General features: G+C 62.9%; 17 protein-coding genes. 7 read left to right on the top strand and 10 right to left on the bottom strand.

Features of this window, described 5'->3' with window-relative positions; all coding sequences use genetic code 11:
- Positions 1 to 104 precede the first annotated feature (104 nt).
- The gene (locus NIM87_RS15370; RefSeq protein ID WP_254675582.1) at positions 105 to 1,532 is read left to right on the top strand and encodes a sigma-54-dependent transcriptional regulator; all 1,428 of its coding nucleotides are present in this window, start codon (positions 105 to 107) and stop codon (positions 1,530 to 1,532) included.
- A 746-nt stretch (positions 1,533 to 2,278) separates the two neighbouring features.
- On the opposite strand, the gene NIM87_RS18745 is transcribed toward NIM87_RS15370, so the two are convergent.
- From NIM87_RS18745 to NIM87_RS15355, 3 genes are all read right to left on the bottom strand, one after another.
- Positions 2,279 to 3,235 carry a DMT family transporter gene (locus tag NIM87_RS18745; protein ID WP_254675581.1) on the bottom strand — a complete coding sequence of 319 codons (957 nt, stop codon included), beginning with the start codon at positions 3,233 to 3,235 and terminating at the stop codon, positions 2,279 to 2,281.
- Positions 3,236 to 3,284: 49 nt separating this feature from the next.
- Positions 3,285 to 3,473: a hypothetical protein gene (locus NIM87_RS15360; RefSeq protein ID WP_254675580.1), complete on the bottom strand. Its 189-nt coding sequence runs from the start codon at positions 3,471 to 3,473 to the stop codon at positions 3,285 to 3,287.
- Positions 3,474 to 3,541: 68 nt separating this feature from the next.
- Positions 3,542 to 3,901, bottom strand: a complete 360-nt coding sequence (locus NIM87_RS15355; RefSeq protein WP_254675579.1) for a DUF427 domain-containing protein — start codon at positions 3,899 to 3,901, stop codon at positions 3,542 to 3,544.
- A 183-nt stretch (positions 3,902 to 4,084) separates the two neighbouring features.
- Here NIM87_RS15355 and NIM87_RS15350 point away from each other — a divergent pair, with 183 nt between their 5' ends.
- The 3 genes from NIM87_RS15350 to NIM87_RS15340 all read left to right on the top strand — a co-directional run bounded on the left by NIM87_RS15350 (position 4,085) and on the right by NIM87_RS15340 (position 6,561).
- Entirely contained in the window at positions 4,085 to 4,375 is a 291-nt protein-coding gene (locus tag NIM87_RS15350; RefSeq protein WP_254675578.1) for a co-chaperone GroES, read from the top strand.
- Positions 4,376 to 4,433: 58 nt separating this feature from the next.
- Positions 4,434 to 6,074: a chaperonin GroEL gene (gene groL / locus NIM87_RS15345; RefSeq protein WP_254675577.1), complete on the top strand. Its 1,641-nt coding sequence runs from the start codon at positions 4,434 to 4,436 to the stop codon at positions 6,072 to 6,074.
- A gap of 250 nt (positions 6,075 to 6,324) precedes the next feature.
- Positions 6,325 to 6,561 (top strand): BrnA antitoxin family protein, encoded by a 237-nt coding sequence (locus NIM87_RS15340; RefSeq protein WP_254675576.1) that lies wholly within the window; start codon positions 6,325 to 6,327, stop codon positions 6,559 to 6,561.
- Here NIM87_RS15340 and NIM87_RS15335 read toward each other — a convergent pair whose 3' ends face one another.
- From NIM87_RS15335 to NIM87_RS15305, 7 genes are all read right to left on the bottom strand, one after another.
- Entirely contained in the window at positions 6,562 to 7,311 is a 750-nt protein-coding gene (locus NIM87_RS15335) for a TSUP family transporter (protein ID WP_254675575.1), read from the bottom strand.
- A 10-nt stretch (positions 7,312 to 7,321) separates the two neighbouring features.
- On the bottom strand, positions 7,322 to 8,539 hold the full coding sequence (locus tag NIM87_RS15330; RefSeq protein WP_254675574.1) for a glycosyltransferase family 2 protein: 1,218 nt from the start codon (positions 8,537 to 8,539) through the stop codon (positions 7,322 to 7,324).
- A 62-nt stretch (positions 8,540 to 8,601) separates the two neighbouring features.
- Positions 8,602 to 8,805 carry a hypothetical protein gene (locus NIM87_RS15325; RefSeq protein ID WP_254675573.1) on the bottom strand — a complete coding sequence of 68 codons (204 nt, stop codon included), beginning with the start codon at positions 8,803 to 8,805 and terminating at the stop codon, positions 8,602 to 8,604.
- Positions 8,806 to 8,809: 4 nt separating this feature from the next.
- Entirely contained in the window at positions 8,810 to 9,502 is a 693-nt protein-coding gene (gene hisG, locus NIM87_RS15320) for an ATP phosphoribosyltransferase (RefSeq protein WP_254675572.1), read from the bottom strand.
- Between the two features lie 172 nt (positions 9,503 to 9,674).
- Positions 9,675 to 10,739, bottom strand: coding sequence for an ATP phosphoribosyltransferase regulatory subunit (locus tag NIM87_RS15315; protein ID WP_254675571.1), 1,065 nt, complete (start codon positions 10,737 to 10,739; stop codon positions 9,675 to 9,677).
- 154 nt (positions 10,740 to 10,893) lie between these two features.
- Positions 10,894 to 12,315 carry a histidine--tRNA ligase gene (gene hisS, locus NIM87_RS15310; RefSeq protein WP_254675570.1) on the bottom strand — a complete coding sequence of 474 codons (1,422 nt, stop codon included), beginning with the start codon at positions 12,313 to 12,315 and terminating at the stop codon, positions 10,894 to 10,896.
- A 102-nt stretch (positions 12,316 to 12,417) separates the two neighbouring features.
- Positions 12,418 to 12,681: a hypothetical protein gene (locus NIM87_RS15305; RefSeq protein ID WP_254675569.1), complete on the bottom strand. Its 264-nt coding sequence runs from the start codon at positions 12,679 to 12,681 to the stop codon at positions 12,418 to 12,420.
- A 443-nt stretch (positions 12,682 to 13,124) separates the two neighbouring features.
- On the opposite strand from NIM87_RS15305, the gene NIM87_RS15300 reads away from it, so the two are divergent.
- The 3 genes from NIM87_RS15300 to NIM87_RS15290 all read left to right on the top strand — a co-directional run bounded on the left by NIM87_RS15300 (position 13,125) and on the right by NIM87_RS15290 (position 16,303).
- Positions 13,125 to 13,544 (top strand): response regulator, encoded by a 420-nt coding sequence (locus NIM87_RS15300; protein ID WP_254675568.1) that lies wholly within the window; start codon positions 13,125 to 13,127, stop codon positions 13,542 to 13,544.
- Positions 13,545 to 13,655: 111 nt separating this feature from the next.
- Positions 13,656 to 14,285 (top strand): L,D-transpeptidase, encoded by a 630-nt coding sequence (locus NIM87_RS15295; RefSeq protein WP_254675567.1) that lies wholly within the window; start codon positions 13,656 to 13,658, stop codon positions 14,283 to 14,285.
- Positions 14,286 to 14,344: 59 nt separating this feature from the next.
- Positions 14,345 to 16,303: a TadE/TadG family type IV pilus assembly protein gene (locus tag NIM87_RS15290; RefSeq protein WP_254675566.1), complete on the top strand. Its 1,959-nt coding sequence runs from the start codon at positions 14,345 to 14,347 to the stop codon at positions 16,301 to 16,303.
- The last annotated feature ends 14 nt before the right edge of the window (positions 16,304 to 16,317 follow it).

Raw genomic sequence — 16,317 nt, 5'->3', positions numbered from 1 at the left:
GTTTGGATGACAGGCGCAAGAACGGAATATTTACCCTAGTCCGTAACAATTCGAACAAGGACAAAAATGATCCGGCTACGGACGAAACCAGGGTAGACTGTGCGATGACGATGACGAGCGGAAGCGACAACGCGTTATGCGGCCGGCTCTTGCTGATCGACGCCGATGTCGCTTGTGCCCGCCAGATCGGCGAGGCGCTCTCCGAGACCCTGCTGGTCGCCCCCCAGATTACCCAGACTTCTGGCGGACGCGCGGCCGCGGACCTGCTGCGCAATACCCATTTCGATGTCATCATCGCCGACCTTGAAAGCCTTCATGACCTTGCTGCGAGCATCGAGGATTCCATGAACCGGCTCGTCCGGCTGGCCGAGGGGGCGCTAATCCTTGCGGTGGCCGGCAGCGGCTCAGTCAGCGCAGCGCTAGGCGCCATGCGGGCCGGCGCCCATGACTATATTGCCAAGCCTGTCAGCGGCGCGACCCTGGCCGGGCGCCTTGCCGAACTGGCCCAGCGCCACGGTCGGCCACGGTCCCTGGTTGTCGAGGCCGGCCCCGAGCCGGTTGTCGCCGACTTTGCGGGCTTTGTCGGTGCCTCAAGCGCCATGCAGTTTCTCTACGAGCAGATCTGGCGCGTCGCCGCCTCGTCGGCGCCGGTGTTCATCACCGGGGAAAGTGGCACGGGCAAGGATGTGTGCGCGGAGGCGCTGCATGCCAAGGGTCCGCGGGCGTCGAACCGATTCGTTGCCATCAATTGTGCGGCCATTCCGCGCGACCTGATGGAAAGCGAGCTGTTCGGCGTGGTGCGTGGTGCCTTTACCGGCGCGCATGAAGATCGCAAGGGCGCCGCCGAACTGGCCAATGGCGGCACGCTGTTTCTTGATGAAGTGGGCGAGATGGACCTCTCGCTCCAGTCCAAACTGCTGCGCTTTCTGCAAACCGGCACCATCAGCCGGGTTGGCGAATCGGCCACGCGCAAGATCGACGTCCGTGTCATCTGCGCCACCAATCGCAACCCGATGCAGATGATCGCCGACCGGCAGTTCCGCGAAGACCTGTTCTATCGCCTGCATGTGCTGCCAATCCATCTGCCGCCGCTGCGCCAGCGCCCCAGCGATGTCATGGTGCTGACGCGCCATTTCCTGGCGCGCTATGCGCAGGAAGAGCACAAGAGCTTTTCGGGGATCGCCCAGGAGGCCGCCCAGCACCTGACTGCCGCCGACTGGCCGGGCAATGTGCGACAATTGCAGAACCTGGTTCGGCGTCTGGTGGTGATGTTCGATGGTGGCGAGATCACCGCCAGCATGATCAGCGCGGCCGACATTGAATCGCGCGTCGCCACTGCCAACCCGGTCGAGGCCCCGCGCGCCGAACGCCGCTCCATCCTGCCGATGTGGCAACAGGAACAGCGGATCATCGAAGACGCCATCGCCAGTTTTGGCGGCAATATCTCGATGGCGGCCGCAGCGCTCGAAATCAGCCCTTCCACCATCTACCGCAAGCGCCAGGGCTGGTCCGAAATGGCGGCGGCGAGCTAGGCAAGAGCCATCGCAAGCCATCCGCCGGACGTGCCTTCATCCGTAATACTGGACGGGTTTCGACCCGTTGCGGTCGTTCAGGCCATTGCAGCGCATAGCTCCAACCCGCCATAATCTCGGATCGCCCATTTGCCCACCGGCCGTCACCCTCGGCCTTGAGCCGAGGGCTCTTTACTTGACGATTTCATTCCAGAGCTTGAGAGGTGAAAGTGTCGAGCGTTGGTCGTAGCCTAGACCCGGCCAAGCTTCCGGCAACCAGAAGTACAGAGCCCTCGGCTCAAGGCCGAGGGTGACGACCGGTGGGTGTTGATAGACAATGCCCTTCCGAGCGTTGAGCATGGCGGAATCCGACCGCTAGTCGGCCGTTCCCCGCTTATCGCTAGAACCTTGGAAGCAGTCGTTAAGCCTCGGGCTCTCTGGACTGAGCCTACGCGTTTCACCTAAGGGTCAGGCATGACCCTGCTTGTATTGGCTCCACTATTCTTGACGATTCTGCTCGGTGGCCCCATTGCGGTGGCTGCTCTTTCGCGGGGTCGATTTAAGATTGGCCTGCCATTGGCCGCAGGTGTCGCTATCGCGACCATGCTCTTATTCCCACCCCCCTGGTTCGAGCCAGTGGTTCGCGCCATCGCCTCAACCCTCAGGTGATCTCAAGGCAGGACTGAAGCTGTCCCATGTGGCCGAAATCACTCGCCATCGCGCCAGAGCCGCCGGTCCCCTCCCCACCCCGTTCCGGCCACTTGCCTCTAGGGCGTGCTTGCCTGCTTGGCGCGGGTGCGTTCCAGGCCCAGCCAGCGTTCGCGCAGAATGACGGCGATGCCGGAGGCGACGATGATCGCGGCGCCCAGCACCATGGCCAGCGTCGGCACGTCGGAAAAGATGACGAAGCCGATGATGATGGTCAGGATCAGCGAAACATATTCAAACGGCGCAATGACCGACATATCGGCATGCCGGTAGCAATTGGTCAGCAGGAGCTGTCCGATTCCGCCAAAAAAACCGGCGCCGACCAGCAGCAGCGCCTGCTCCTGCGTGGGCCAGACCCAGCCGAGCGGCAGCGTCAACAGGCTCAGCACACTGGCCGTGATGAAAAAATAGATGACGATGGTTTCGGACTGCTCGGTCTGAACCAGGTTGCGCACTTGCAGCATGGCAAAGGCAGACAGGATTGCGCCGAAAAGCGCCGCGATGGCGCCGATGGCCTCGGCATCGCCCAACCCGCTCTCGCTGGAAAATACCGTCAGGCGCGGCCAAAGGATGATCGCGACGCCGACCAGCCCAACCAGCACCGTGGTCCAGCGGAACACATGCACCCGTTCTTGCAGCAAGACCGCCGAGAGGATGACGATGATCAGCGGCGCGGCATAGCCGATGGCCGTTGCTTCGGGGAGCGGCAGGCGGGTCAGGGCGAAAAAGCCCAAGCTCATAGAAGTTACGCCGACGAGGCCGCGGACCACATGACCGAGTGGCCGCTTGGTGGCAAAGGCGTGACGCAGCCGCCCTTTCCAGGCGAGGTATGCCAGAACCGGCAGGGTCGCAAAGAAGGAGCGGAAGAACACCATTTCCCCCGAGGGGATGGTGAGCGTCGCCTTGAGCATGGTGGCCATGACGACGAAACAACAGACGGATGCGACCTTGAGCGCAATGCCACGAAACGGGCTGCCAGATTGTCTGGCGGCGGGCTCTGGTTCGGACGCGGTCACGTCTTTTCCTGTCTCGGGCCCATGTTGGCGCCGGGCCGCTTGGGAAGGCCTACTTGCCGGCTTCCAGCTTTTCCTTGGCGATCCGCGCGGTGGCGAAAGCCTTGTGTTCTTCACCTACGGCACTGCCGGTCTTGAGGACCTTGCCATCGGCATCCTGAACTTCCCAATGCCAGTTGGAATTGGGGCCAACGCCGCCTTTGCGGCGCAACTTGATCTGCAGGGAGGATTTTTCGCTCATGACGTGCCTTATGGCCCAGAGTGCCGGAGGAAGGAAGGGGGAATGTGAGCTTGCCGGCGCGGCGTCGGTTAAACGTCCGACACCCGCAGCGCCACACGGTCGCCGCCAAAGGTGATCATGTCGCGAATGGGGGCATAGGGACCATCGGCAAAGGGATAGTACCAGGCCTCATCGGCTCCGTCGGCTGTCAGGGTCTTGATCGTGTAGAAATGGGCAGTGCCCGGCCCGTCATGTTCGCGCCGGGTCTCCGACGCTTCGAGAATGCCGGGATGCACATCCTCGATCGGCACGAAGTAGATGGGCTGTTCGCCCTCGCGCTCAAGGCGCAAAGCTTTGGTTGAGCTGGCGATCTCAGCGTCGTCGAAGGTGAAGTGAACCCGCCCCGCCACCGGGCTGACCGTGCTTGCTTGTGGGGTTTGCTCGTTCATGTCGCGCACCTCGTTATCGCGTTGTCTCATGCCGGTGGTAACGCATGAGGAAAAACTTAGGTTCACGCGCCTTGACTCTGATCATAGGCGCTCCCTATATCCCCGACAGCTTGTTAGCACTCGCATGCGCTGAGTGCTAACAGGTCCGAAATTGCATTAGTAATGATGCCAAAGGAGCAATTCATGGGCTTCCGTCCCCTGCATGACCGTGTCGTCGTCCGTCGCGTCGACAGTGAAGAAAAGACCAAAGGCGGGATCATCATTCCCGATAACGCCAAGGAAAAGCCGTCCGAAGGCGTGATCGTGTCGGTGGGCCCTGGCGCCCGCGACGAGGCCGGCAAGGTCGTCGCGCTCGACGTCAAGGCTGGTGACCGCGTGCTGTTCGGCAAGTGGAGCGGCACCGAGGTCAAGCTCAATGGCGAAGACCTGATCATCATGAAGGAAAGCGACATCATGGGCGTGATCGAAGCGTAAGCCGCTTCTCCCGCCCATTTTTCGTACCCAATCACCAGATATTCTCAAGGAGCCATAAATGGCCGCCAAGGAAGTCAAATTCTCTACCGATGCCCGCGAAAAGATGCTGCGCGGCGTCAATATCCTCGCCAATGCGGTGAAGGTAACGCTCGGCCCAAAGGGTCGTAACGTCGTCATCGAAAAGTCGTTCGGTGCCCCGCGCATCACCAAGGACGGCGTGACCGTCGCCAAGGAAATCGAACTGGAAGACAAGTTCGAGAACCTGGGTGCGCAGCTGCTGCGCTCGGTCGCTTCCAAGACCAATGATGTTGCCGGTGACGGCACCACCACCGCGACCGTTCTGGGTCAGGCCATCGTGGTCGAAGGCGTCAAGGCCGTCGCCGCCGGCTTCAACCCGATGGACCTCAAGCGCGGTATCGATCTGGCCGTTGCCGATGTGATCGAAAGCCTCAAGGCTTCGTCCAAGAAGATCACTTCGTCGTCCGAAGTTGCCCAGGTCGGCACCATTTCGGCCAATGGCGAGACCTCGATCGGCGACATGATCGCCGAAGCGATGCAGAAGGTTGGCAACGAAGGTGTCATCACCGTCGAGGAAGCCAAGACTGCCGAGACCGAGCTCGATGTCGTTGAAGGCATGCAGTTCGACCGCGGCTACCTGTCGCCCTACTTCGTGACCAATGCTGAAAAGATGACGGCGACCCTTGAGGACCCGTACATCCTGCTGCACGAAAAGAAGCTCTCGAACCTGCAGGCCATCCTGCCGATCCTGGAAGCTGTCGTTCAGTCCCAGCGTCCGCTGCTGATCATCGCCGAAGACGTCGATGGCGAAGCCCTGCCGACCCTGGTCGTCAATCGCCTGCGCGCCGGCCTCAAGGTCGCTGCCGTCAAGGCTCCGGGTTTTGGTGACCGCCGCAAGGCCATGCTGGAAGACATCGCTGTCCTCACCGGCGGCCAGGTGATTTCCGAAGACCTCGGCATCAAGCTCGAGAACGTGACCCTGGACATGCTCGGCACTGCCAAGCGCGTCGAGATCACCAAGGAAAACACCACCATCGTTGATGGTGCTGGCACCCAGGACGAGATCCAGGCCCGCGTTGGCCAGATCAAGGCCCAGATCGAAGAGACCTCTTCGGACTACGACCGCGAAAAGCTGCAGGAACGTCTGGCCAAGCTGGCCGGTGGTGTTGCCGTGATCCGCGTTGGTGGTTCGACCGAAGTGGAAGTCAAGGAACGCAAGGACCGCGTCGACGACGCGCTCAACGCAACCCGCGCTGCCGTTGAAGAAGGCATCGTGCCCGGTGGTGGCGTTGCCCTGCTCCGCGCTTCGAACGCCATCAAGGTCAAGGGCGCCAATGCCGACCAGGAAGCCGGTATCGCCATCGTGCGCCGTGCCCTGCAGGCTCCGGTCCGCACCATTGCCAACAACGCCGGTGCCGAAGGTTCGGTCGTTGTCGACAAGATCCTCGAAAACGCAGCAGCCTCGTTCGGCTATAACGCCGCGACCGGCGAATATGGCGATCTGGTTGCCCTGGGCGTCATCGATCCGGTCAAGGTCGTGCGCACTGCTCTGGAAGACGCGGCTTCGGTTGCCTCGCTCCTGGTGACCACCGAGGCCATCATCGTCGAAGCCCCCAAGCCCGACGCGCCGGCAATGCCGGGCGGCGGCGGCATGGGCGGCATGGGCGGCATGGACTTCTAAGGCTGACGCCTTAGCATTTCCTCGCTCACGGGCCGCACCGTTTTGGGCCCGACGCGCTGGATCCGCGCTGGACCAAAAACTGGCCCTGCGCGGGTTCGGCAGACGACTGGCGGGCGGCCTTGCCGCCTGAGGACAAAGGCTTCCAGGATCGTTTCTTCCCAGTCACGATCTTGGTGGAAAGCCCCGGTGGAAACACCGGGGCTTTTTTGTTGGCCGGCGTCACAATGCGCCATCAATCAGTGAGGATTTCATGCGGACACCCCGACACGGCAGCGCCATCGACAAGGCGGAGGCGGCTTTCAAGGCGGCGACGAGCAAGCCCAGTGCTGCGCCAGCAGCCAAGCCTACCGCCCCGCCGGAAGGCAAGGAAATGGTGTCGCTACGGCTTGATCGGGCGGTGCTGGAGCATTTCCAGGATGATGGGCCGGGCTGGCAGGACCGGATCAATGCCGCCTTGCGCGCGGCGGCGGGGCTCGATCCGCAATAGTCAGGGAAAGACCAGCAGCTTTATCGCCAGGGCGATGGAGACGACTACCACGAGGGGTCGGATCACTTTGGCCCCGTAGCGGATGCCGGTGCGCGCGCCGACATAGCCACCGATGATCTGGCCCAGGGCCATCACCACGGCCACCGGCCAGACGACATGGCCCTGCGGGATGAAGATCACCAGCGCAGCCAGGTTGGAAATGAAGTTGAGCGCCTTGGTGTTGCCGGTGGCGCGGGTCAGCCCAAGGCCGAACAGCAGCACGAAGCCGATGGTGAAGAAAGACCCGGTGCCGGGGCCAAAAATGCCATCATAAAAACCGATGGCAAAACCCAAGAGCGGCACGAAGCGGCCAAACGGCAGTCGCGCGACCTTGTCGCTGTCAGAGAGTTTTGGCGCGAACAGAAAATAGAGTGCGATGGCGATCAATGCCACAGGCACAGCAATGTCGAGCAGGCTCGTATCGAGCTGGCTGACGGCCAGGGCGCCAAGCATGCTGCCGGCAAAGGTGAGCGCAATGGCGGGAACGAGACTGGGCAAGTTGACATAGCCGCGCCGCCAATAGGTCAGCACTGCCATGCCGGTGCCGACTATGCCTTGCATCTTGTTGGTGGCGAGTGCCCCCACGGGCGGCAGACCGGCCGAGAGCAAAGCCGGCACGGTGATCATGCCGCCGCCGCCGGCGATGGCATCGACGAAGCCGGCCAGCATACCGGCGCCCATGAGGGCGAGAAGAATCAGAGGATCAAGCATTTGGTAAATCTCAGTCGCGGTTGCGCCGGCGATGGAAATGGTCGTCGGGCGCAGGCTGATCGGCGAGGCGCCGTTCATAGATGGGGATATTGATCATCGAGGACATGAAGGCGCTCATCATCAGCTGAAAGCCGGTGACCAATGCGGTCATGGCGAGGATGACGGCGCGCAAGGTGGCGGTCGAGGTGAGCGGGCCGAAATCGCGCCGCGCCCACTCGGCAAAGCCCCAGCCCATGGCGATGAGGCCACCCAACATCAGCAGCACGGCAAAAAGCAGAATGCGTTCAAGCGTCAGGCTCTCGAGCAGTCGATCATAGGAGCTGGAGGGCGGAATAAAGCCATAGCGCGAGGCGAAGCGGCGTCCGATGATGGCGAAGGCGATAGACTGGGTACCCATGATGACGCAGAGCGAGGCGACCAGCAGCGTGTGCACGCCAAAGCTGATGCCACCCACCTGCACCGGGCCGAGCAACAATTGCGAACCGACGACGAGTCCGATGCCCAAAAGGGCCAGGCCCGGATAGAGGAACAGCCAGCGCGGCGAAAACAGCAACAGGAAGCGCAAGTGACGCCACCCATCCCGGAACGAGCGCAGATGCGGGCGGCGGGAGCGTCCATCGGGCTTTAGCGTGGTGGGCACTTCGCGCACATCGAGCTGGCCCAACGTCGCCTTGACCACCATTTCGGACGCGAATTCCATGCCGGTGGTGCGCAGGTTGAGACCGCTGATGGCGGCGCGTGAAAAACCGCGCAGGCCGCAATGGAAATCGCGGATGGGGGTGCCAAAAAACAAGCGCCCGAGAAAGCTCAGCACCGGATTGCCGATGTAGCGGTGATGCCAGGGCATGGCGCCCGGCGCGACGCCACCGGCGAAACGGTTGCCCATGACCAGATCGGCCCCGTCGCGTAGCTCGCGCACAAAGGCATCGAGATTGGCGAAATCATAGCTGTCGTCCGCATCGCCCATGATGACGAAACGGCCGCGCGCCTCTGCAATGCCGGTGCCCAGGGCGGCTCCATAACCGCGCTGCGCGGCGGTGACGACCCGGGCGCCCAGCGCTTCGGCAATCGCCTGGGAGCCATCCGTCGAGCCATTGTCGGATATCAGCACTTCGCCGGCAATGCCGCTGCGGGCCAGAAAGCCCTGTGCTTTCTCGACACAGGCGGCAAGCGTTTCTGCCTCGTTGAGGCAAGGCATGAGAATGGTCAGTTCAAGCGTTTCGGCCACGACGCCCCCAGCCGCATAGTTTGAACCATGTGCCGTGATTTGGCCGGTCGAGGCAATGGGGACTAATCGGTGCGGTCCACGTGTTCCCGACCGTCACTGACGGCATCGGACGCAGTGTCCTGGGCGGGGACCTCGGCGCCCTGTGGTCTGCTTTCCTCGGCGTTCATGGCGGCCTCCTGGGGCCGGGGCGTTTCGGTATGCAGGCCTGCGTAAAGAATGGCGCCCGTGCCGAGCAGCACAAAGAGCAAAACGAAGGCCAGTTCCATCGCCCTAGTCCTCCAGCCTGCCGATCAGGTCGTCGAGCAGCGCCTTGCGGGCGGGCGACCAGTCAGCTGTCCGCGAAACGATCAGGTTCGCCTCGCTTTTGAGCATCACCCCATCTTCGAGCACGCGCAGGCCATTGGCGGCAAGGGTCGAGCCGGTGGAGGTAATATCGACCACGATGTCGGCGACGCCCGAGGCCGGCGCGGCTTCGGTGGCCCCGAGGCTTTCGACGATGCGATATTCGGCAATCCCAGCCTTGGCAAAGTGCTGGCGCGTGATGGTGATATATTTGGTGGCGATGCGCAGCCAGCGGCCATGACGCGAGCGGAAATCGGACGCCACATCGGCCAGGTCGTGCATATGAGTGACGTCGATCCAGGCCTCGGGCACGGCGATCACCACATCGGCGTGGCCAAATTCGAGATCGCGGGCGAAGCTGACCGAGGCTGGCCCGGCTTCGCTGGTTTCGTGGATCAGGTCGCGGCCCGTGACACCGAGATCAATGGTGCCGCGAATGAGTTCGCGAGCGATCTCGGAAGCCGGAAAGAAGCGCACGGTCACGTCCGGCATGCCCTCGATGGCGCCCAGATAGGACCGCGCGCCGCCGGGTCGGGTGATGGTCAGGCCATGACGGGCGAACCACTCACGGGTCAGTTCTTCCAGGCGGCCTTTTGAGGGAACGGCAAGGGTGATGGTCATGGGGATGGCCTGTCAAAAGACGTCATCGAGGTCGCCGAACCCCCACCCATGATCCCTTCCCACAAGGGGGAGGGAGACGATGAACACCAGCTCATCAGCTCTGCGCCTCCCTCCCCTTGATGGGGAGGGACCGAGGGTGGGGTGATCCTTGTGGACCGTGTGATGTGAACCCTCACTTCACGCCCTCCGCTTCGAGCCGGTCTACCCAGAGGGCGCAGCCGGAGGCGGCGATGGGGGCGGTGGCGCCGAGGCGTTCGAGCAGGCGATCATACTGCCCGCCCGAGGCGAGAACCGTGCCGCCCTGCCCGCGCATCTCGAAGACAATGCCGGTGTAATAATCGAGGCGCGGCGAGAAGCTGGCGTCGAAGGTGACGCGGGCTTCGCCCAGCCCGTCGAGGTGGCGGCGAATGGCGCGCAACGGCACGCCGAGAAATAGCTTGTGCTTTTCGCCCAGGGCCTCGACCTGCTTGAGCGCCGAGAGGGCGTCGCCCTTGATAGCGAGATAGTCGCGCAACAGCTTGAGCGTTGCGGCGGGAACCTGGGCGGCGTCGAGCGCCTGTTGTTCGAGAAAGCGGTCGGCAATCTCGTCGGGCGAGCGGCCATCGGACAGGCTCAGGCCAGCCGAAACCATGCGGGCCGTCACATCTTCGACCAGCGTTTCGCGCGCGGGTTGTTCGCTGCGCTCAAGACCGGGGGCCTGTTCGAGGCGGGTCAGAAGCCGGTCCATGGCCTCGGTGTGGCCGAAACGATGGCGGATGCGCGGGCGCCAGGCGTCGGGCATATCGGCCTGTGCCAACAGTGCCTCGAACAGGCCAACGCCGCCCAGTTGCACCTGCGGTGTGATCCCATAAAGCGAAAGCGCCGCTCGAGCGAAGGTCAGAACCTGATCGAGCGCGATATCGCCATCGGGCTGGGCCAGGAGTTCGATGCCTGCCTGGTCGAACTCGGCGGGGCCATTGTCGCGCTGGCGAAAGATCGGTCCGAGATAGGAGAACGCCGCCGGGGCCCCTGCCCCCTGCTCGATATAGTCGGCGACGATGGGCAGGGTGAAATCGGGACGAAGGCAATATTCGGCGCCGGTGAGATCGGTGGTCAGCAGCAGGCGGCGGCCGAACTCTTCACCGGCAAGATCGAAATAGGGGTCAGCCCTGAGCAGCAGCGGCGGGGTAGCCCGGCAGCCGCCCTGGGCTTCAACGAGCGATTCAAGCTGGGAGCGGCGATAGGCGGCGTTGGTCATGTAAATGCCTCACCGAATTCCGAACTCGTGCCCACGCTCCCCACAAGGGGGAGGGAGAGGGAACCGAGAGTCCGCCGCCTGCGTCTCCCTCCCCCTTGTGGGGAGGGGCCGAGGGTGGGGGTACTTCCCACAAAATCAGAGGCCCCCAACGTCATCAGCCCTGCTCGCTCAGCAGCTTCTGGATCGCTGAAACCAGATCCTCGCGCTGGATTTCGAACTGGCCGGGGCGCGCGGCCTGCCATTCGGCGTGGTCGGAGATCGCGGCGGCAGCCTGCTTGCCGGCGACGAGGTCCTTGATCTGCAAAATGCCCTGCTCGCGTTCCTGGCTGCCCTCGATGATGACGGCAGGGGAATTGCGCTTGTCGGCATAGGCGACCTGCTTGCCGAAATTCTTGGTGTTGCCGAGGAACATTTCGGCGCGGATGCCGGACTGGCGCAGCTCGGACACCATGGCCTGGTAGCGGGCGGTTTCGGCCTTGTCCATGACGAGAACGACGACCGGACCGGCAGGCTCGGCGGCGCCGAGATTGCCGGTGAGCTTCAAGGCATTGGCGAGGCGCGAGACGCCGATGGAAAAGCCGGTGGCGGGCACAGGCTCGCGGCGGAAGCGGGAGACGAGGCCATCATAACGGCCACCGCCGCCGACGGAGCCGAACACGACGTCCTGGCCCTTTTCGTTCTGCACCTTGAAGGTCAGTTCGATCTCGAAGACCGGGCCGGTGTAATATTCGAGGCCGCGGACGACCGATGGGTCGATCTTGATCTTTTCCGCGCCATAACCGGCCGCGTCAAACAGCGACTGCATGGCGGCCAATTCGGCAACACCGTCGTTGTCAGCAGGTGGCTTGCCGTCGATATAGTCGAGCACGATAGAGGCCTGTATGTCAGTCAGCCCGGCGCCCTTGGTGAAGTCGCCGCTTTCGTCCTTGCGACCGGCGCCGAGGAGAAGCCTAACGCCTTCGGGCCCGAACTTGTCGAGCTTGTCGATCGCGCGAAGCACAGTGAGCTTCTGAGCGTCGGTGGTAACACCAGCGGCCTCAAGCACCCCATCGAGCACCTTGCGGTTATTGACCCGGACGACGTACTTGCCCGCCAATCCCAACGCGTCCATGACATCGGCCATCATCATGCACATTTCGGCGTCGGCTTCGGGGCCGCCTGCCCCCACCGTGTCGGCGTCGAACTGCATGAACTGGCGGAAGCGGCCGGGACCGGGCTTTTCATTGCGGAACACATAGCCCTGCCGATAGGAGCGATAGGGCTTGGGCAGGGTCTCGAAATTCTCGGCAAAGAAGCGGGCGAGCGGCGCCGTCAGGTCGTAGCGCAGGCTCATCCACTGTTCGTCGTCGTCCTGCAGCGAGAACACACCGGCATTGGGCCGGTCGGTGTCGGGCAGGAATTTGCCAAGCGTTTCGGTGAATTCGAACAGCGGGGTTTCGACCGGATCGAACCCGTAGCGCTCATACACCTGCTTGATCTTCTCGACCATGGCGCCGACAGCGGCGATTTCGCCGGGCGTGCGGTCTTCAAAGCCGCGCGGCAGACGGGGCGTGATGAGCTTGGTTTTTTCGGTCATTTTTCGGCCCCAGGAAAGTCGGCCCGTTGTTAGACGATCAAGGCCGGAGAGACAATGGCGGGATGGCGGCAGCCGGGGGAGGTCCCCGGCTGCCTTTGGTCCTCACGGCCAGTTCCGGTCGGGCGGATGCAGGCGGTAGCTGTGCAGGTCGATGCCACTCCAATGAGCGGCGTCTTCTGCAGGTGGCAGGCCGACGTCTGCGCGCAGGTAAGCAGGGACCTGCCCGTAGTTGATCGGCCGCAGGGCCCACCAGGCGCGAACGGCCGCCCCGATGACCGGCACCAGACCGCGCTGGCGGACGGCATCGGCGATGGAGAATTCAAGACGCAGCACAACGCCGCGCCCATCGAGTACATTCGATGACATTGCTGTTTCCGGCAGAAATACTCTGCCGGCCTCTGGTTGAAGAAGGTTGGAGAAAGCGGGAATCAGGACGCAATACGACCCGGATTCAGCGTTTCAGTTTTGAAGGTGGGGTATCCGCGGGCCGCGCTGCGGCCGAAGAACTCTCAGGGAAACGAGCTTACGCTCGGGTCCAATGATGGAGAGTGGGCCCCGAGTGGCGGGTCATCAGATTGAACATGTAATGCCTCCCTCGGTTGGCGTTGCGAATGCAGCTTGGATAGCTCACGAAGCCGTGAGCCGCAAGCCCGGATGTGGCAGCATGTCGCAGCGCCCGCCAGCTGTTGCATCCATGCCACGGTGCATGAAGCCCTCGCGCGCGTATTTTCCCGGAGCACGCGGCTAACGCCCCGTTTCGCCGCCCCAGCCGATCCTGCTGCATCGGCGCGATCGAGAGGGCGGGCGACATGGTCAGTGCAGCGCAAACAAGGGCACTTGTCGTGGACGACAATGCCTATGCGCGGGCCGTTTGCACGCGGGGACTGAGACAGTTCGGCATCGGCGCCGTGGACGAAGCGGCCGATGGCGCCGAGGCGATCCTGAAGCTCCTGGTCGCGCCCTATGAACTGGTGCTGATGGATTGGTACATGCCCGACATCGGCGGCCCCGGCGTGATGCAGGTGCTGCGCGATCCGCGATTTGGCGCATCACCGGACATCAAAGTGGTGCTGATGACGGCCTATCCCTCACCCGAAAACCTGCTCCGTGGCCGCCGGATTGGCTTCAACGATGTCCTGCCCAAGCCGTTCACCACCCAGCATCTGGGCGCGGTGCTGACGCGGGTGCTGGCGCCGCAGGGCGTGCCCGATGACGTGGTCTATGTCTGACCGGCCGATGGCAAGGGGCGGTTAACCTTTCCCATAGGGCGGAATTTAACCACGCCGCTTGACCTCTCCTTGGTGCTTCTGCGGGACAGTAGGCCAAAGGCATTTTGGGGAATGCAGGCCATGAAACATCAAATGACGCGCTTGCTGATTGCTGCCCTGGCGATCAGTTCAATGCTGCTACCGGCGCAGGCCGAGGGCGTCCGCCCCGGCTGGCGTGCGGCGCCACCGCCGGGCGTGACCATTACCGACAGCCGGCCGCGCCACGCCCTGGCGCTGCAAGCCAATGCCTATGTATCGCCGGTTTACCTCCGGCAGGTGGTGCCCTATGCCACCACCGAGCGCAGCGGCACATTGGTGGTCGATACACGCCAGCATTTCCTTTATTTCGTACTCGGGGACGGGCGCGCGCTGCGCTATGGCATCGGGGTGGCGCGCGATGGCTTCGAGTGGAACGGCACCCACCGGATTACCCGCAAGGCTGAATGGCCAAGCTGGACGCCGCCTGCCGAAATGCGCCGTCGCCAACCTGGCCTGCCGCTGCGCATGGAGGGTGGGCCGGACAATCCGCTCGGCGCGCGGGCGCTCTATATCGGCTCGACGCTCTATCGCATCCACGGCACCACCGAGCCCTGGTCCATCGGCCAGAATGTGTCCTCGGGCTGCATCCGTATGACTAACGCGGATGTGATCGATCTTTACGGACGGGTGCAATTGAACACCAAGGTGGTTGTTCTTTCCTAACAAGTTTGCGTCAGAATTGCGCCCGGTCGACTCACGACCAGCGCAAGTCAGGTAACCGCATGTCCATATTCGTCCCGCTTCTGCGGCGCTTCGCCAAAGACGAAAGCGGCGTCTTCGCCGTGTTGTTCGGGCTGATGGCCATTGTGCTCATCGCGCTGGGTGGCGCAGTGGTGGACTATGTGACGTTGGAGCAAACCCGGCAGCGGGCCCAGACGGCGTTGGATGCCGCCGCCCTGGCGCTGCAGCCGGAGATCTTTGAACCGGGCTATACCGACGACGCGGTCAAGGCGTCGGCGCTGGCCATCTTGCGCGAGCGCGTGGGCGACCCGCGGATCGTGGACAGTATCCAGATTTCCCATGTGATAGCCAACCAGACGGATGGCTCGCTCTATTTTCGGGCGCAATTCACCATGCCGACGCTGTTCGTGTCGCTGGTGGGTGTGCCGCAGTTGAGTGCAGGCATCGAGGCGGAGGCAACCCGCAAGAAGTTGGCCCTGGAAGTGGTGATGGTGTTGGACAATTCCGGCTCGATGAAAGCCGACAACCGGATGACCAACCTTGTGGCGGCGGCCAAATGCGCCACCAATATCTTGATGTATTCGGATGTCGTGGACAGCGGAGATACCTGCGTGGCGGCGCCCGGCGCGACGCTGGTCGCCGATGTGAAGGTGAGCATAGTGCCCTTCACCATGTATGTGAACGTGGGCACCGGCAATGCCAATGCCACCTGGATGGACCGGCTCAATAATTCCGCCATTGCCAATGACAACATGGACAATGACGACGACGACACGACCGGGATCATGACCGCGTCGGGGTATACTTTCCCCACATCGTGGAACCTGTTTACCGCGACCGGCGAAAGCTGGCGCGGCTGCGTGGTGGCGCGACCGCATATCAAGACAGGCACGGCGGCATCGGAATATCTGGACACCGACGACACGCCGCCGACTGGCGCCAATACCCTGTTCGTGCCGCTGTTCTCGCCGGACATGGTCGACGGCGTGGGCTCCAACAGCTATGTCAATGACAGCCCGGCGGTGTGCGATCGGCCGGCGCAGGGAACGACCACCTGTACACAGACCGAAACCCGGTACTGCAACTGGTGGGGATGCTCGTCGGGCGGCACGACCAGTGCGCCAAGCGGGCCTACCAATTTCACCAGCACGGCCAAGTTCGCCAAGGGAATCTATGGCGCCCATTCGCCGAGCTGTTCGTGCCGGGCGTGGAACAGCTGGAGCGGCTGGACGAGCGGGGGCACAGAGACCCGCACCCGCACCTGTGCGGGCGGCGGTTACATTCCGCAGGGGCTCAGCAACCGCGAATTGCAGGAGCGGGTGTGCAAGTATTACGCGGGCGTGAGCGGCACCACTTTTTCCTGGGGCCCGAATGCAGACTGCACGCGCACGGCTATTCTTCCCCTGACCGACAACCCGACCACGGTGCTCAACACGATTAACAGCATGCAGGCCGACGGCGGCACCAATATCCATATGGGCGCTGTGTGGGGGTTTCGGGCGCTTTCGCCAACGGCGCCCTTCACCGAGGGTGGCCCCTATGATCAGGCGACCAGCAAGGTCATGATCATCATGACGGACGGCGAAAACACCGCTTACAATTTCTGCGGTGACCCGCAAGGAAGCCTGAATGGCAATTGCTACCACTCGGCCTATGGCTTCCAGTACAATTCGAACAACAGCTCGACCACGACCAGCAGCGGCGGCAATATTCCGCGCATGGGCAATCCGAGCAATGTCGCCAATGCCGCGCTGGTCACCGACATGAACCAGCGGACCATGGACACCTGCAGCAATGCCAAGTCAGCCGGCATTTCGGTCTATACAATCGGGCTGGCTACCGACACCGTGGTGCAGAGCACGCCGGAAGTGGTCCGCGCCATGTTGACCAGTTGCGCCACAGCGCCCGAGAATGCGCGTTTCCCCGCAAGCCCGAGCGAATTGAAAGCAACCTTTGAAGCCATTGCCAACGACCTGTCAGCCCTGCGTCTGGCGCGGTGAGATCATGAACGGGG

The organism is Devosia ureilytica, from assembly GCF_024273195.1.
GTDB classification, from domain to species: Bacteria; Pseudomonadota; Alphaproteobacteria; order Rhizobiales; family Devosiaceae; genus Devosia; species Devosia ureilytica.
Note: the sequence above shows the minus strand (reverse complement) of the source record. Positions and strands in the feature narration are given on the sequence as shown.

Coding starts and splice junctions, on each gene's coding strand:
- NIM87_RS15370 (WP_254675582.1), top strand. CDS start 105: ATGACGATGACGAGCGGAAGCGACAACGCGTTATGCGGCCGGCTCTTG.
- NIM87_RS15360 (WP_254675580.1), bottom strand. CDS start 3,473: ATGAGCGAAAAATCCTCCCTGCAGATCAAGTTGCGCCGCAAAGGCGGC.
- NIM87_RS15355 (WP_254675579.1), bottom strand. CDS start 3,901: ATGAACGAGCAAACCCCACAAGCAAGCACGGTCAGCCCGGTGGCGGGG.
- NIM87_RS15350 (WP_254675578.1), top strand. CDS start 4,085: ATGGGCTTCCGTCCCCTGCATGACCGTGTCGTCGTCCGTCGCGTCGAC.
- groL (WP_254675577.1), top strand. CDS start 4,434: ATGGCCGCCAAGGAAGTCAAATTCTCTACCGATGCCCGCGAAAAGATG.
- NIM87_RS15340 (WP_254675576.1), top strand. CDS start 6,325: ATGCGGACACCCCGACACGGCAGCGCCATCGACAAGGCGGAGGCGGCT.
- NIM87_RS15335 (WP_254675575.1), bottom strand. CDS start 7,311: ATGCTTGATCCTCTGATTCTTCTCGCCCTCATGGGCGCCGGTATGCTG.
- NIM87_RS15325 (WP_254675573.1), bottom strand. CDS start 8,805: ATGGAACTGGCCTTCGTTTTGCTCTTTGTGCTGCTCGGCACGGGCGCC.
- hisG (WP_254675572.1), bottom strand. CDS start 9,502: ATGACCATCACCCTTGCCGTTCCCTCAAAAGGCCGCCTGGAAGAACTG.
- NIM87_RS15315 (WP_254675571.1), bottom strand. CDS start 10,739: ATGACCAACGCCGCCTATCGCCGCTCCCAGCTTGAATCGCTCGTTGAA.
- hisS (WP_254675570.1), bottom strand. CDS start 12,315: ATGACCGAAAAAACCAAGCTCATCACGCCCCGTCTGCCGCGCGGCTTT.
- NIM87_RS15305 (WP_254675569.1), bottom strand. CDS start 12,681: ATGTCATCGAATGTACTCGATGGGCGCGGCGTTGTGCTGCGTCTTGAA.
- NIM87_RS15300 (WP_254675568.1), top strand. CDS start 13,125: ATGGTCAGTGCAGCGCAAACAAGGGCACTTGTCGTGGACGACAATGCC.
- NIM87_RS15295 (WP_254675567.1), top strand. CDS start 13,656: ATGCAGGCCATGAAACATCAAATGACGCGCTTGCTGATTGCTGCCCTG.
- NIM87_RS15290 (WP_254675566.1), top strand. CDS start 14,345: ATGTCCATATTCGTCCCGCTTCTGCGGCGCTTCGCCAAAGACGAAAGC.